Here is a 14,111-nt window from a genome sequence, read left to right on the forward strand (position 1 = left end):
CGCCGTGCAAAAGCGCGACATGGCCGTCGTCGTCGACGCCATCGGCAGCATTGCTTCGGCCAACACGGCCATCGTGCACGCCAAGGTCAGCGGCGAGCTGAAGGCCATCTACTTCCACGAGGGCCAGCCCGTGAAGGCCGGCCAGGTGCTTGCCCTCATCGACCCCAGGCCCTATGAGATCGCCCGTGACCAGGCCCTGGCCACGCAGRCTCGCGACCAGGCCCAGCTGGAGAACGCCCGCGCCGACCTGGCCCGCTACAAKGACCTCGTCGCCAAGGAAGCCGCGCCGCGCCAGCAGCTCGACACCCAGCAGGCCCTCGTGCGCCAGTTGGAAGCCACCCTGCTGTCGGACCAGGCGGCGGTGGACAACGCCAAGCTGCAGCTGTCCTACACCCGCGTCACGGCGCCCATCGCCGGCCAGGCGGGCCTGAAGCAGGCCGACCTCGGCAACAACATCACGCCGGGCGATGCCAACGGGCTGCTGACCATCGCCCAGATCCAGCCGGCCGCGGTCGTCTTTGCCGTGCCCGACGCGCGCCTGCCGCGCATCCGCCAGCAGCTGGGCGACAAGCAGGCCCTGCCCGTGCAGGCCTGGGACCGCGAGCGCCGTACCAAGCTGGCCGAGGGCCGAGTTGCCAGCACCGACAACGCCATCGACGCGACCACCGGCACCATCAAGGTCAAGGCGCTGTTCGACAACAAGGACGGCGGTCTTTTCCCCAACCAGTTCGTCAATGTGCGCCTGCAGCTGGACACGCTGAAGGGCGTCCTCGTCGTGCCGACGGCGGCCGTGCAGCGCGGTTCCCAGGGCATCTATGTCTACGTCGTGGCCGACGGCCAGGTGGCCCTGCGCAAGGTGCAGACCCTGGCGGCCGATGGCGATTTCACGGCCGTGCAGGGCGATCTGAAGGAGGGCGACCAGGTTGTCACCGACGGCGCCGACCGCCTGCGTGATGGCGGCAAGGCCGAGGTCATCAAGGTGCCGGCCGCTGGGGCCTCTGTCCCTGGCGGACGCCGGGGGCGCGGCGCCGGCGCCGGTGCTGGCCCCGCCAGTGCCGCGAGCGGGGTGAGCGCCAGTGCCAGTGCCGCCGACGGCGAGCGCCCGCGCTGGGCCGACCGCGTGCCGCCCGAGATGGTCGAGAAGCTCAAGGCCATGAGCCCGGAAGACCGCCGCACCTGGATCCAGCAGCACCGCGCCTCGGCTCCTTCCCAGTGAGGAAGCTGTGAACGCACCCCGCACGCCCGCTCATCCCGCCGCAACGCCGCCACTCGGCGTTGCAAATGCTCGCCGTAGTCCCTGCTACGGCTGTGATTTGCGCCTTGATTGGCGACGCCGCGACGGCCTGCTCGGCCGCGCGGAGTCCATTCACAGCTTCCGATGAACCCGTCACGCCTCTTCATCGCGCGGCCGGTCGCGACCTCGCTGCTGATGCTGGCCATCGTGCTGGCCGGCGCCCTGGCCTACCGGCTGCTGCCGGTGTCGGCCCTGCCCGAGGTCGACTACCCGACCATCCAGGTCACGACGCTCTACCCCGGCGCCAGCCCGGACGTGATGACCTCGTCCGTCACCGCGCCGCTGGAGCGCCAGTTCGGCCAGATGCCGGGCCTGGCGCAGATGTCGTCCACCAGCTCGGGCGGGGCCTCGGTCATCACGCTGCGCTTCGAGCTCAGCCTGGCCCTGGACGTGGCCGAGCAGGAGGTGCAGGCGGCCATCAATGCCGGCAGCAACCTGCTGCCCAGCGACCTGCCGATGCCGCCGGTCTACAGCAAGGTGAACCCGGCCGATGCGCCGGTGCTGACCATCGCTATCAGTTCCGCGACCCTGCCCATCACGCGCGTGCACGATCTCGTCGAGAGCCGCCTGGCGCAGAAGATCTCGCAAGTGCCGGGCGTGGGCCTGGTGGGCATCGCGGGCGGGCGGCGGCYGGCCGTGCGCATCCAGGCCAATCCGGGCGCGCTGGCCTCGCTCGGCCTGTCCATCGACGATGTGCGCACGGCCATCTCGGGCGCCAACGTCAACCAGTCCAAGGGAAGCTTCGACGGCCCGCTGCGCGCCTCGACGCTGGACGCCAACGATCAGCTGCGCAGCGCGTCTGAATACGCCAACCTCGTCATCGCCTACAAGAACGGCAATGCGGTGCGGCTCAAGGATGTGGCCCAGCTGGTGGACGACGCCGAGAACCTGCGCCTGGCCGCCTGGGCCGGCCAAGCGAGCAAGTCCAGCGTGTCGGCCGTCATCCTGAACGTGCAGCGCCAGCCCGGCGCCAACGTCATCGAGACCGTGGACCGCGTGCGCGCCGTGCTGCCCCAGCTGCAGGCCAGCCTGCCGGCATCGCTGGACGTGCAACTGCTCAGCGACCGCACGACCACCATCCGCGCCTCGGTGACCGATGTGCAGCACGAACTGCTGTTTGCCATCGTCCTCGTCATCGGCGTCATCTTCGTCTTCCTGCGCAGCCTGCCGGCCACCATCATCCCGGCCGTCGCCGTGCCGGTGTCTCTGGTGGGCACCTTCGGCGTCATGTACATGGCGGGGTTCTCGATCAACAACCTGACGCTGATGGCGTTGGTGATCTCCACGGGCTTCGTGGTGGACGACGCCATCGTCATGATCGAGAACATTGCGCGGCACATGGAGGAGGGCGGTGAAGCCGTCAGCCCATACGACGCGGCCCTGACCGGTTCCAAGCAGATCGGCTTCACCATCATCTCGCTGACGGTCTCGCTGATCGCCGTGCTGATCCCGCTGCTCTTCATGGGCGATGTGGTCGGCCGCCTCTTCCATGAGTTCGCCATCACGCTGGCCGTGTCCATCCTGATCTCGGCCTTCGTGTCGCTGACGCTGACGCCCATGATGTGCGCGCGCCTGCTCAAGCACGAGCACGACGAAGACCACGGCTGGCTGTGGCGCCGCGTGGGCAAGGCCTTCGACGACATCATTGCCGGCTATGGCCGCATGTTGAACTGGGTGCTGGACCGCTCAGCGGCGACGCTGGTCGTCTTCATCGCGACGCTGGGCCTGACCGGTGTGCTCTATCTGCTGGTGCCCAAGGGTTTCTTCCCGGTGCAGGACACGGGTCAGCTGCAGGGCATCACCGAGGCGGCGCAGTCCACCTCCTTTGGCGCCATGGCCGAGCACCAGCAGCGCCTGGCCGAACGCGTGCTGAAGGACCCGGCGGTGGAGAGCGTGTCGTCCTTCATCGGCGTGGACGGTGGCAACACGACGCTGAACCAGGGCCGGCTGCAGATTTCGCTCAAGGCCAAGGAGGGCCGCGGCGCCAGCGCCGCCGAGGTGGCGCGACGCATTGCGGACGCGGCCGCCGAGGAGCCCGGCATTGCGCTGTATCTGCAGCCTGTGCAGGACCTGACCATCGAGGACCGCATCGCCAAGACGCAGTACCAGTTCACGCTGTCTTCGCCGGACTCCGCCGAGTTGAGCCGTTCGACGACGGCCGTGCTGGAGCGGCTGCGTGGCCTGAAGCAGATCGTCGATGTGGCCAGCGACCAGCAGGAAAAGGGCCTCCAAGCCTATGTCGACATCGACCGCGACGCGGCCGGCCGGCTGGGCGTCAGCGTCGCGGCCATCGACAGTGCGCTGTACAGCGCCTTCGGCCAGCGGTTGATCTCGACCATCTTCACGCAGAGCAACCAGTACCGCGTCGTGCTGGAAGTGGCGCCCGAATACCGCCAGGGGCTGGACGGCCTGAAGCGCCTCTATGTGCCCGGCGCGGGTGGCGTGCAAGTGCCGCTCAGCTCGGTGGCGCACTTCAGCGAGAAGCTGGCGCCGCTGGCCGTCAACCACGTGGCGCAGTTCCCGTCGTCGACCCTGTCTTTCAACCTCGCGCCCGGCGCCTCGCTCGGCGAAGCGGTCAAGGCGGTCCGCGCCGAGGTCGATGCGTTGCAGCTGCCGCTCAGCGTCGAGACGCGATTCGAGGGTGCGGCCCTGGCCTTCCAGGCGTCCCTCACGAGCACGCTGCTGCTCATCCTCGCGGCCATCGTGACGATGTACATCGTGCTGGGCGTGCTCTACGAGAGCACCATCCACCCGCTGACCATCCTGTCGACGCTGCCCTCCGCCGGCCTGGGTGCGCTGCTAGCCCTGCTGGCCTTCCGCCTCGACCTGGACATCATCGCCATCATCGGCATCGTGCTGCTGATCGGCATCGTCAAGAAGAACGCGATCATGATGATCGACTTCGCCTTGGAGGCCGAACGCGATCATGGCAAGACGCCGCGCGACGCCATCTTCGAGGCCTGCCTGCTGCGTTTCCGGCCCATCCTGATGACGACGATGGCGGCCCTGCTGGGCGCGCTGCCGCTGATGCTCGGCACCGGCGTGGGCAGCGAGCTGCGCCACCCGCTGGGCGTCGTCATGGTCGGCGGCCTCATCGTCAGCCAGCTGCTGACGCTGTTCACGACGCCGGTCATTTACCTGGGCTTCGCATCGGTGGCCGCGCGCCTCAAGCGCCGCGGCCAGGCGAAGGAGGCCGTGGCGTGAACCTGTCGCGCGTCTTCATCGAGCGCCCCATCGGCACGGCGCTGATCACTTGCGGCCTGGCGCTGGCGGGGGCCATCGCCTACCTGCTGCTGCCCATCGCGCCGCTGCCGCAGGTCGAGTTCCCGACCATCTCGGTCAGCGCTTCCCTGCCCGGCGCCAGCCCCGACACGATGGCCGCGACCGTGGCCACGCCGCTGGAGCGCACGCTCGGCAGCATCGCCGGCGTCACGGAGATCACCTCGTCCTCGTCGCTCGGCAGCAGCCGCGTCACGCTGCAGTTCGACCTCAGCCGCGACATCGACAGCGCCGCCCGCGACGTGCAGGCCGGCATCAATGCCTCGCGTGCCTTGCTGCCCACCGGCATGCCGAGCAACCCGAGCTACCGCAAGGTCAACCCGGCCGACGCGCCCATCATGATCGTCGCGCTGACGTCGGACACGCTGACGCGCGGCCAGATGTACGACGCCGCGTCCACCGTGCTGGCGCAGCGCCTGTCGCAGGTCGACGGTGTCGGCCAGGTCAGCGTGGGCGGCGGTGCGTTGCCGGCGGTGCGCATCGAGCTGGACCCGAACAAGCTGTCCGCCCAGGGCATCTCGCTGGATCAGGTCAGGGCGGCCGTTGTCGCCACCAATGCCAACCGGCCCAAGGGGCAACTGGAGAGCGGCGACCGCACCTGGCAGATCATCGCCAACGACCAGGCCCGCCTCGCCAGCGACTACGCACCCCTGGTGCTGAGCTACAAGAACGGCGCCGCCGTGCAGCTGCGCGACGTGGCCTCCATCGAGGACAGCGTGCAGGACCTGCGCAACGACGGCCTGGCCAATGGCCGCTCGGCCGTGCTGCTGATCCTCAACAAGGCACCCAGCGCCAACATCATCAAGACGGTGGACACCGTGCGGGCTCTGCTGCCGCAGCTGCGCGCCTCCATCTCGCCGGCCATCAATGTCGACGTCGTCATGGACCGCACGTCGACCATCCGCGGCAGCATCAAGGAGGTGCAGCGCACGCTGGCCATCTCCTTCGGCCTGGTCATCGTCGTCGTCTTCATCTTCTTGCGGCGCTTCCGTGCCGCCCTGCTGCCGGCTGTGGCCGTGCCGGTGTCGCTGGCCGGCACCTGCGGCTTCATGTACCTGCTGGGCTACAGCATCGACAACCTGTCGCTGATGGCGATGACGGTGGCGACGGGCTTCGTCGTCGACGACGCCATCGTCGTGCTCGAGAACATCTCGCGCCACATCGAGCGCGGCGTGCCGCCCCGCGAGGCGGCGCTGAAAGGCGCGCGCGAGATCGGCTTCACCGTCGTTTCCATCTCGCTGAGCCTGATTGCCGTCTTCATCCCCATCCTGGCCATGGGTGGCATCGTCGGGCGGCTGTTCCGCGAGTTCGCCGTCGTGCTGTCGGTGGCCATCCTGGTKTCCATGGTCGTGTCGCTGACCACCACGCCCATGATGGCCGCGACCTTGCTCAAGCCCCATGCCGAGGCGAAGAAGGCCGGCCGCGTCGGCCAATTTCTCGGACGCCTGCAACGCGCATTGATGCGCGGCTACCGCCGCACGCTGCGCTGGACGTTGCGCCACCAGCCCGTCGCGCTGCTGGTGCTGGCCGGCGTCGTCGCGCTGAACGTGCATCTCTACATGACCATCCCCAAGGGCTTCTTCCCGCAGCAGGACACCGGCCTGATGACTGGCGGCGTGCAGGCCGACCAGGCCTCCTCCTTCCAGTCCATGCAGCTCAAGCTGCGCACCTTCCATGACATCGTGCGCGCCGACCCGGCGGTGGCCAATGTCACCGGCTTTACCGGCGGCGGCCAGCGCAACAGCGCCAACATGTTCATCAGCCTGAAGCCCCAGGCCGAGCGTGAGGAGAGCATCGACGCCGTCATCAACCGGCTGCGCGGCAAGCTGGCCAAAGTGCCCGGCGCCAATCTCTTCATGGCGCCCGTGCAGGACATCCGCATCGGCGGCCGCCAGGCCAATGCCTCGCTGCAGTACACGCTGCAGTCGGACAGCCTGGAAGACCTGCGCACCTGGGAGCCGCGCATCCGCCGCGCGCTGACCGAGGTGCCGGAGATCACCGACGTCAACACCGACCAGCAGGACAAGGGCACGCAGACGTCMCTCGTCGTCGACCGTGACGCGCTGGCACGGCTCGGCATCACGATGGGCGGCTTCGACAGCACGTTGAACAACGCCTTCGGCCAGCGCCAGGTCGGCGTCATCTACAACCCGCTGAACCAGTACCGCGTCGTCATGGAGCTGGCGCCCGTCTGGCTGCAAAGTCCGCAGACCCTGGACCGGCTGATGCTGACCAGCAGCGCCGGCCAGCAGGTGCCGCTGTCGGCGGTGGCGCGCGTCGAGACGACCAACACGCCGCTGTCCGTCAACCACCAGAGCGGCACGCCGGCCAGCACCATCAGCTTCAACCTGGCCGAGGGCGTGTCGATGTCGGATGCGGTCGTCGCCATCAATGACGCCGTGGCGGGCAGCGGCGCGCCGGTGTCGGTGCGCGGCAGCTTCCAGGGCACGGCCCAGGCCTTCCAGGCGTCCCTCAAGTCCCAGCCCCTGCTCATCCTCGCGGCCATCGTGACCATCTACCTGGTGCTGGGCATGCTCTACGAGAGCCTCATCCACCCGATCACCATCCTGTCGACGCTGCCCTCGGCGGGCGTCGGCGCATTGCTCGCGCTGATGGCCTTCAAGACCGACTTCACCATCATTGCGTTGATCGGCGTCATCCTGCTGATCGGCATCGTCAAGAAGAACGCCATCATGATGCTGGACTTCGCCATCTCGGCCCAGCATGCGGCCGAGGAGCGCGGCAGCCGGCTGTCGCCAGGTGCTGCCATCTACCGCGCGGCGCTGCTGCGGCTGCGGCCCATCCTGATGACGACGGTGGCCGCTGTCTTCGGCGCCGTGCCGCTGGCCCTGGGCCATGGCGAAGGCGCTGAGCTGCGCGTGCCGCTGGGCATCTCCATCGTCGGCGGCCTGCTGCTGAGCCAGCTGCTGACCCTCTACACCACGCCCGTCGTGTTCTGCTGCATGGACAGGCTGAGCCGCAAGAAGCGCGCGCCTGCTCGTGCAGCTGTCATCCAGACCGCGACCTAAGCCATGCTGAAGACTGCCCTTGCTCCCTTGACCATCGCCCTGCTGCTTGCCGGCTGCGCCGTGACCTCGCAGCACCCGCCTGCTGAAGCCCCGCCGCCCGAGCACTTCACGGGCTCGACCGAATGGCGGCGCGTGGCGCCCGAGGTCGCCGTGCCCGAGGCCTGGTGGACGATGTTCAAAGATCCGGTGCTGGACAGCCTGCAAGCCGACCTCGTCGTCGGCAACCAGAACCTTGCCGCGGCCCTGGCCCAGGTTGCATCGGCCCGCGCGGTGCTTGCAGCCAGCCGCTCGGCCATTTTTCCCACGTTGTCCGTTGGCGCTGGCAGCACCCGATCCGCCACGGCCGAGAACGGCAACGGCCAGCGCACCGTGTCGACCAACAACTCGCTGACGGCCAACGCGGCCTGGGAGATCGATCTCTGGGGGCGCCTCGCCGAAGGCGTCAAGGCCGCCGGCGCGAACTACCAGGCCAGCCAGGCCGATCTGGCCGCGCTGCGCCTGTCGGCGCAGGCGACGCTGACGCAAAGCTATTTCGCGTTGCGCACCGCCGAGGCGCAGCAGGCGCTGCTGGAGCGCACCGTGACCGCCAACCAGCGAGCGCTGGAGTTGACCGAGGCCCGCTATGCCGGCGGCGTCGTCGCGCAGACCGATGTGCTGCAGGCGCGCACCCAGCTGCGCAGCGTGCAGTCGCAGCTCAGCGACATGCGCACCGAGCGCGCGCAACTTGAGCATGCCATCGCCACCCAGGTCGGCAAGCTGCCGGGGCAGTTCCAGCTGCTGCCCAGCTCTCGCCTGCCCGAGCTGCCGCCGGTACCCGACCTGGTGCCGTCGACGATGCTGGCCCAGCGCCCCGACATCGCCGCCGCGCGCGCCCGCCAGACGGCGGCGTATGCGCAGATCGGCATCGCCGATGCGGCCTTCTTCCCCGCAATCGACCTGTCGGCCAGCGCCGGCTACCGCGGCTCGTCCTGGTCCAACCTGATCTCGGCGCCCAATCTGCTGTGGAGCATCGGTGCGGCCGTGGCGCAGCCGATCTTCGATGGCGGCCAACGCAAGCTGGCCTCGGCCCAAGCTCGCGCCTCGGCCGATGCCGCCACCGCCAACTACCGCCAGGCGGTGCTGACGGCGTTTCAGGAGGTCGAGGACAACCTCGTGCAGTTCGCCGAATCCGGTGCCGCGCTGGCCCTGCAGCGTGACGCTTTCGAGGCCGCCCAGCGAAACCTCGACATCGTGCTGGCCCAGTACCGCGCCGGCACGGTCAGCTTCTTGAACGTCAGCGCGGCGCAGAGTTCGCTGCTCTCGGCCGAAGCCAACCTGCTGTCTGCCCGCAACCGCCAGCTGGTGGCGGCCAATCTGCTGCTGAAGAACCTGGGTGGCCGGCTGCCGGCGCAATGAAAAAGGGCTCCTTGCGGAGCCCCTCGTCTTTGGCTTGAAGCCTCGAAGAAATTACTTCTTCTTCTTCTTCTTGCCGTCGTCGACCACCGGAGCGGCGGCAACGATGACTTCTTCAGCAACCGGCGCGATCGGCGTCGCGATGACGGGGTTCGGCTTGCCGTGCGTCACGACCTTGATGCCTTCCGGCAGCTTGATGTCGTTGACGTGCAGCGAGTGACCCTGGGTCAAGCCAGACAGGTCCACCTCGATGAACTCGGGCAGTTGCTTGGCCAGGCAGGTGATCAGCAGTTCGGTCACAACGTGGTTGACCGTGCAGTGGTCGGTCTTGACGGCCGGCGACGTGTCTTCACCGATGAAGTGCAGCGGCACCTTCTTCGTGATCTTGGTCGTGGCGTCCACGCGTTGGAAGTCGCAGTGCAGGACTTGCGGCTTGTACGGGTGCATCTGGAAATCGCGCAGCAGCACTTGCGTGGTGGCGCCAGCCAGTTCCATGTCCAGCAGCGAGCTGTGGAAGGCTTCCTTCTTGAGGGCGTGGAACAGCGCGTTGTGATCGAGTTCGATCATGACGGGCTCACCGGCGCCAAAAACGATACCGGGCACTTTGCCGGCCACGCGCAGGCGGCGGCTCGCTCCGGTCCCCTGCAATTTGCGCTCAAAAGCGACGAACTTCATGGTTTTCTCCAAAAAGAGAAACGGCACCCGCGACCAGGCACCGTTGGGAATGCGGTCTTGCGACCGCGGCGAACTCGAAACAGAAGTTGTTGTTCTGCTCCGAGAGATTGGGAGGGCCCCGCTTGCGGGAGGGACCCTACTCGGACTGGCTAGAAATTGTTGTTTTGTTCCGAGAAGAGACTGGTGACCGACTCGCCGTCGGAAATACGGCGGATGGTCTCGGCGAACAGGAAGGCCACCGACAGTTGGCGGATCTTCTTGCAGGCCTTGGCCGCGTCGGTCAGCGGAATGGTGTTGGTGATGACGACTTCGTCCAGCTGCGAGCTGGCGATGCGCTCGATGGCCGGGCCCGACAGGATGGGGTGGGTGCAATAGGCGAACACGCTCTTGGCGCCACGCGCCTTCAGCACATCGGCCGCCTTCACGAGGGTGCCGGCGGTGTCGATCATGTCATCCATGATCACGCAGTTGCGGCCGTCGATCTCGCCGATGACGTGCATCACTTCGGACACGTTGGCGGTTGGGCGGCGCTTGTCGATGATGGCCAGGTCGCAGCCGAGCTGTTTGGCGAGGGCGCGGGCGCGCACCACGCCGCCGACGTCCGGCGACACGACGACGAGGTCGCTGTAGTTGCGGCTCTTCAGGTCCGACAGCAGGACGGGCGACGCGTAGATGTTGTCGACCGGGATGTCGAAGAAGCCCTGGATCTGGTCGGCGTGCAGGTCCATGGTCAGCACACGCTCGACGCCGACGGTTTCCAGCAGGTTGGCGACGACCTYGGCCGAGATCGGCACGCGGGTGGAGCGTGGGCGGCGGTCCTGGCGGGCATAGCCGTAATAGGGGATGACGGCGGTGATGCGGCGGGCACTGGAGCGCTTGAGCGCGTCCGCCATGATCAGCAGCTCCATCRGGTTCTCGTTCGTCGGCGCGCAGGTGGGCTGGATGACGAAGACGTCGCGGGCGCGCACGTTCTGCTGGATCTCGACGGCGACTTCACCGTCCGAGAAACGCCCGACGACGGCCTTGCCCAGCTCGAGACCGAGATGGGTGGCCATTTCCTGAGAGAGGACCGGGTTCGCGTTGCCGGTGAAGAGAACCGTGTTGAGCAGCACTGGGCTTCCTTGAGTCAGTGGCCCGCTGAATGCGCAGCCGGTTCAGCGAAGTACGGAAAACATTTGGCAGGGGAGGAAGGACTCGAACCCTCGCATGTCGGAATCAAAATCCGATGCCTTGACCAACTTGGCGACTCCCCTACACAGGACCCGGCCGAGCGGCCGAACCCTATAAACCTTTGTCAGCCGGCCCAGCCCGCGAGCGGGTGTTGAGCCAGGCTGTGGCAGATTCGACCGGTCCACTCCGCAGGTCTGGCCCGCAGTAATGTCGCCAGGGACTGGTCGTCATTGCCATCTTTTCCATTCCCGGCGAGTACTGAAAACACTGCAGCGCCTGAGCCCGTCATCCGGGCGTTGCCGAATTGCTTCGACATGCACGCTACCGCGTCTTGCACTTCACTGCTGATACTTTCGGCGGCGGGCTGGAGGTCGTTGTGACCAAAGCCATTCACCAAGTTTTCTGCAGTTCCAGCCAGGGCGGGAAAGCCCGCGACTATAGCCAGGTTTTCAGACCTTGCCAAGAGTTGGCTTGAAAAGATGTCCTTGGTCGCCAGCCCCGCCGGGCCTTTGAGCACGGCGAAGCGCTGCTCGGGCAAGGTCAGCGGATGCAGGATTTCGCCGATGCCTTCAACGAAGGCCGGGCCGCCGCCGAGGAAGAAGGGCAGGTCGGCGCCGAGCTTCAAGCCGAGCGCTATCAGGCGGTCCAGCGGCAGGCGCAGATCCCAGAGCCGGTTCAGCGCCAGCAGCGTCGTCGCCGCATCCGACGAGCCGCCGCCCATGCCGGCACCGGCAGGCAGCCGCTTTTCCAGGTGGATGTCGGCGCCGAGCGTGCAGCCGGTCTCGGTTTGCAGCAGGCGAGCGGCGCGCAGGCAGAGGTCATCGGCGGGCAGGGCGCCTGCGAGCACATCATGGCGATGCAGCCGCCCGTCCGAGCGAATCTCCACATGCAATGTGTCCGCCCAATCGATCAGCACAAAGACTGACTGCAGCAGGTGGTAGCCATCAGGCCGCTTGCCGATCACATGCAAAAAGAGGTTGAGCTTGGCGGGCGCGGCCAGGTCGTACAGCGCCTTCATTCGCCGCTGTCCAGCCGGGCGCGCAGCGTGACGGTGGGTTCGGCCAGGCGCGTGGCGACGAGGGCGGGCAGCTTGGGTTCGATGCGCCAGCCCAGTTGCTCGAAGCCGCTCGTCGTCGTGCGGTGTGGCGCGGCGGGCCAGGGTCGGGCCTGCAGCCAGTCAAACAGCGCGGCAACCGGCACCGGCTCGCCCAGCAACTCGCGGGTCAATGCGTCGAGGTCGTCGAAGCGGCGCTCGTCGCCGGGCGTCTGCAGCGTGACGCGGCCGGGCTGCCAGTTCGCGCGGGCTACCAGGGCGCCGAGCGGCGATGTCAGCTCCAGCCGACCAGCCTGCGGGCCGCCGAACAGTTCGAAGCTGGCCGCACCGCCGGTGCCACGGTTGTGCGCATCGCCGGCCACCGTCACGCTGATGCGGCCGCTGAGCCGGGACTCCTGGCCAGCGGGCGGCGCCTGAGGCAACTGCGCGCAGCCGGCAATGGCGAGCGCGAGGAGCAGGGCGGCCAGCCTCATCGCGGCTTGACCTTCAGCCGGTCCAGTGCCTCGCGCAGGGCCTCGTTGCCAGGTTCGCGCTGGGCGGCCTCTGCAAAGACGCGGCGGGCTTCATCCTGGGCGCCGCTGGCCCACAGCACCTCGCCAAGATGGGCGGCGATCTCGGCGTCGGGGCGGGCGGTATGGGCCTGGCGCAGCAGCTTGGCGGCCTCGGGCAGGTTGCCCAGGCGGAATTCGACCCAGCCCAGGCTGTCGACGATGAAGGGCTCGCCCGGCGCCAGCTTCAGCGCCTGTTCGATGAGCTCCTTGGCCTCGGGCAGGCGCAGATTGCGCTCGGCCAGCGAATAGCCCAGGGCGTTGTAGGCGTGGTGATAGTCGGGTTTGATCTCGATAACCCGGCGTAAGAGGCTCTCCATTTCATCGAAGCGGCCCGCCTTCTCGGTCATCATGGCCTGTTCGTAGACGAGGTCGGCGTCGGCGGGAAAGCGGGTCGTGGCAGTCTTGAGGACGGCCAGTGAGGCCGTGTAGTCGCGCTGCTCGCGCATCAGCTGGGCTTCGGCAAGCAGCGCGGCGCGGGCTTCGGCATCGCTGGCATCGCTCGCCGGTTGCAGCAGCTTGCGGGCCTCAGGCAGCTTCCCTTGTCGAGCCAGCAGGCTGGCGCGGCGGTAGCGCAGTTCCAGTCCGTTGCCGTCCACCTTTTGCAGTGCCGCCTCGGCGGCCTTGAGGTCGCCGCGTTGCTCGGCCGCCTGGGACAGCATCAACCAGGCCTGCTGGCGGCCGTCGGTGCGGGCCTTGATCTCGGCATCGGTGCCCGAGGCCGGTGTGTCCAGCCGCTTCAGGGCTTCGCGCAGGGCGGCCTCAGCGGCGGCGGCATGCTTGAGCTCCAGCTCGGTGGCGCCCAAGGCCAGYCAGGGGGCGGGGTTGTCGGGCGTCGCCTCGGTCAACAGGCGGAATTCGCGCGCGGCGTCGGCCGGGCGCTGGGCCAGGATCAGGGCGCGGGCATAGGCCTGGCGCAGCGCATGCTGATCAGGCGTCTGCTGCAGCCTGGCGGTGATCAGCCCTTCGGCCTGAGGCTCCGTGGGCATCAGGTCGACGGCCAGTTGCATCGCGTCGTCGTTGTCGGGCACGAGCTGGTTGAGTTCGCGGGTCAGCCCAAGTGCTCGCGCGTTCTCGCCGGCATTGATGGACAGGCGGGCCTCGGTGTACAGGGCGGCGGGCTTGAGCGGGCCGGCCTGGGCCTGCAGCACCGGGCGCAGGGCCATGAGCACGGCCTTGGGATCGGGCGAGCGCTGGAACAGGCGGGGCAGCGCGAGGATGAGCCCGGGGCGCTGCGGAGCGGGCGCAACGCGCAGCAAGCTCGCCAGCGGCGTGGGTACTTCGGCGGGCTTGTTCATGACGGCCAGCAGCTGCACGCAGTTCTGCAGCGCCTCGGCCGAGGTTGGCACCGTCTCGGCCCAGGCGCGTGCGGCCATCAGGGCCTGGTCACCCGCACGAGCCTGCACGGCGATGTTGACGACGCGCTTGAACAGCTCCTCGTCACCGGTGCGGCGCGCGGCGTCCAGCAGCACCTGGAAGGCGACGCCGGCCTGGCCACTCTGCAGCTCGAGCTCGCCGATCAGCAGCTGGTAGAACAGCGGCGCGTCCATGGCCGAGTTCGTCGGTGCCTCGGCGGGAGTGGCCGGTGCGACGGCATCCTGGGCGTGGGCTTGCAGGGCGGCGAACAGGGCGGCCGCGGCGATCACGCGGCGAGTGGGCAGGGGCATTCG

9 protein-coding genes and 1 tRNA gene are annotated in these 14,111 nt (G+C 68.1%); 4 read left to right on the forward strand and 6 right to left on the reverse strand.

The genetic code is table 11. From position 1 onward, the window contains the following. The 4 genes from ACXJKR_RS10425 to ACXJKR_RS10440 all read left to right on the forward strand — a co-directional run. Nucleotides 1-1,216, forward strand: a 1,216-nt coding sequence (locus tag ACXJKR_RS10425; RefSeq protein ID WP_457322784.1) for an efflux RND transporter periplasmic adaptor subunit, incomplete at its 5' end; no start/stop codon positions are given. Nucleotides 1,217-1,378: 162 nt separating this feature from the next. Further along, nucleotides 1,379-4,498: an MdtB/MuxB family multidrug efflux RND transporter permease subunit gene (locus ACXJKR_RS10430; protein WP_457322785.1), complete on the forward strand. Its 3,120-nt coding sequence runs from the start codon at nt 1,379-1,381 to the stop codon at nt 4,496-4,498. After that, the gene (locus ACXJKR_RS10435) at nt 4,495-7,602 is read left to right on the forward strand and encodes a multidrug efflux RND transporter permease subunit (RefSeq protein ID WP_457322786.1); all 3,108 of its coding nucleotides are present in this window, start codon (nt 4,495-4,497) and stop codon (nt 7,600-7,602) included. Before ACXJKR_RS10430 ends, ACXJKR_RS10435 begins: the two co-directional genes overlap by 4 nt. A 3-nt stretch (nt 7,603-7,605) precedes the next feature. Further along, on the forward strand, nt 7,606-8,997 hold the full coding sequence (locus ACXJKR_RS10440; RefSeq protein ID WP_457322787.1) for an efflux transporter outer membrane subunit: 1,392 nt from the start codon (nt 7,606-7,608) through the stop codon (nt 8,995-8,997). Nucleotides 8,998-9,048: 51 nt separating this feature from the next. Here the strand turns inward: ACXJKR_RS10440 and ACXJKR_RS10445 are convergent, their stop codons facing one another. The 6 genes from ACXJKR_RS10445 to ACXJKR_RS10470 form a co-directional block, all read right to left on the reverse strand. Beyond that, entirely contained in the window at nt 9,049-9,669 is a 621-nt protein-coding gene (locus tag ACXJKR_RS10445; protein WP_056193788.1) for a 50S ribosomal protein L25/general stress protein Ctc, read from the reverse strand. 149 nt (nt 9,670-9,818) lie between these two features. Beyond that, nucleotides 9,819-10,781, reverse strand: coding sequence for a ribose-phosphate pyrophosphokinase (locus tag ACXJKR_RS10450; protein WP_457322788.1), 963 nt, complete (start codon nt 10,779-10,781; stop codon nt 9,819-9,821). Between the two features lie 64 nt (nt 10,782-10,845). Further along, nucleotides 10,846-10,922 (reverse strand) — tRNA-Gln (locus ACXJKR_RS10455). Between the two features lie 41 nt (nt 10,923-10,963). After that, entirely contained in the window at nt 10,964-11,857 is an 894-nt protein-coding gene (gene ispE, locus ACXJKR_RS10460; protein ID WP_457322789.1) for a 4-(cytidine 5'-diphospho)-2-C-methyl-D-erythritol kinase, read from the reverse strand. Next, a complete protein-coding gene (locus tag ACXJKR_RS10465; RefSeq protein ID WP_457322790.1) occupies nt 11,854-12,366 on the reverse strand; it encodes an outer membrane lipoprotein LolB in 513 nt (170 codons plus the stop codon). The genes ispE and ACXJKR_RS10465 overlap by 4 nt, the downstream gene beginning before the upstream one ends. Beyond that, the coding region (locus ACXJKR_RS10470) for a tetratricopeptide repeat protein (RefSeq protein WP_457322791.1) at nt 12,363-14,111 on the reverse strand (1,749 nt) is incomplete at its 5' end. The genes ACXJKR_RS10470 and ACXJKR_RS10465, both read right to left, overlap by 4 nt.

It is taken from the genome of Roseateles sp. P5_E11 (assembly GCF_054049355.1).

Coding starts and splice junctions, on each gene's coding strand:
- ACXJKR_RS10465 (WP_457322790.1), bottom strand. CDS start 12,366: ATGAGGCTGGCCGCCCTGCTCCTCGCGCTCGCCATTGCCGGCTGCGCG.
- ACXJKR_RS10445 (WP_056193788.1), bottom strand. CDS start 9,669: ATGAAGTTCGTCGCTTTTGAGCGCAAATTGCAGGGGACCGGAGCGAGC.
- ispE (WP_457322789.1), bottom strand. CDS start 11,857: ATGAAGGCGCTGTACGACCTGGCCGCGCCCGCCAAGCTCAACCTCTTT.
- ACXJKR_RS10440 (WP_457322787.1), top strand. CDS start 7,606: ATGCTGAAGACTGCCCTTGCTCCCTTGACCATCGCCCTGCTGCTTGCC.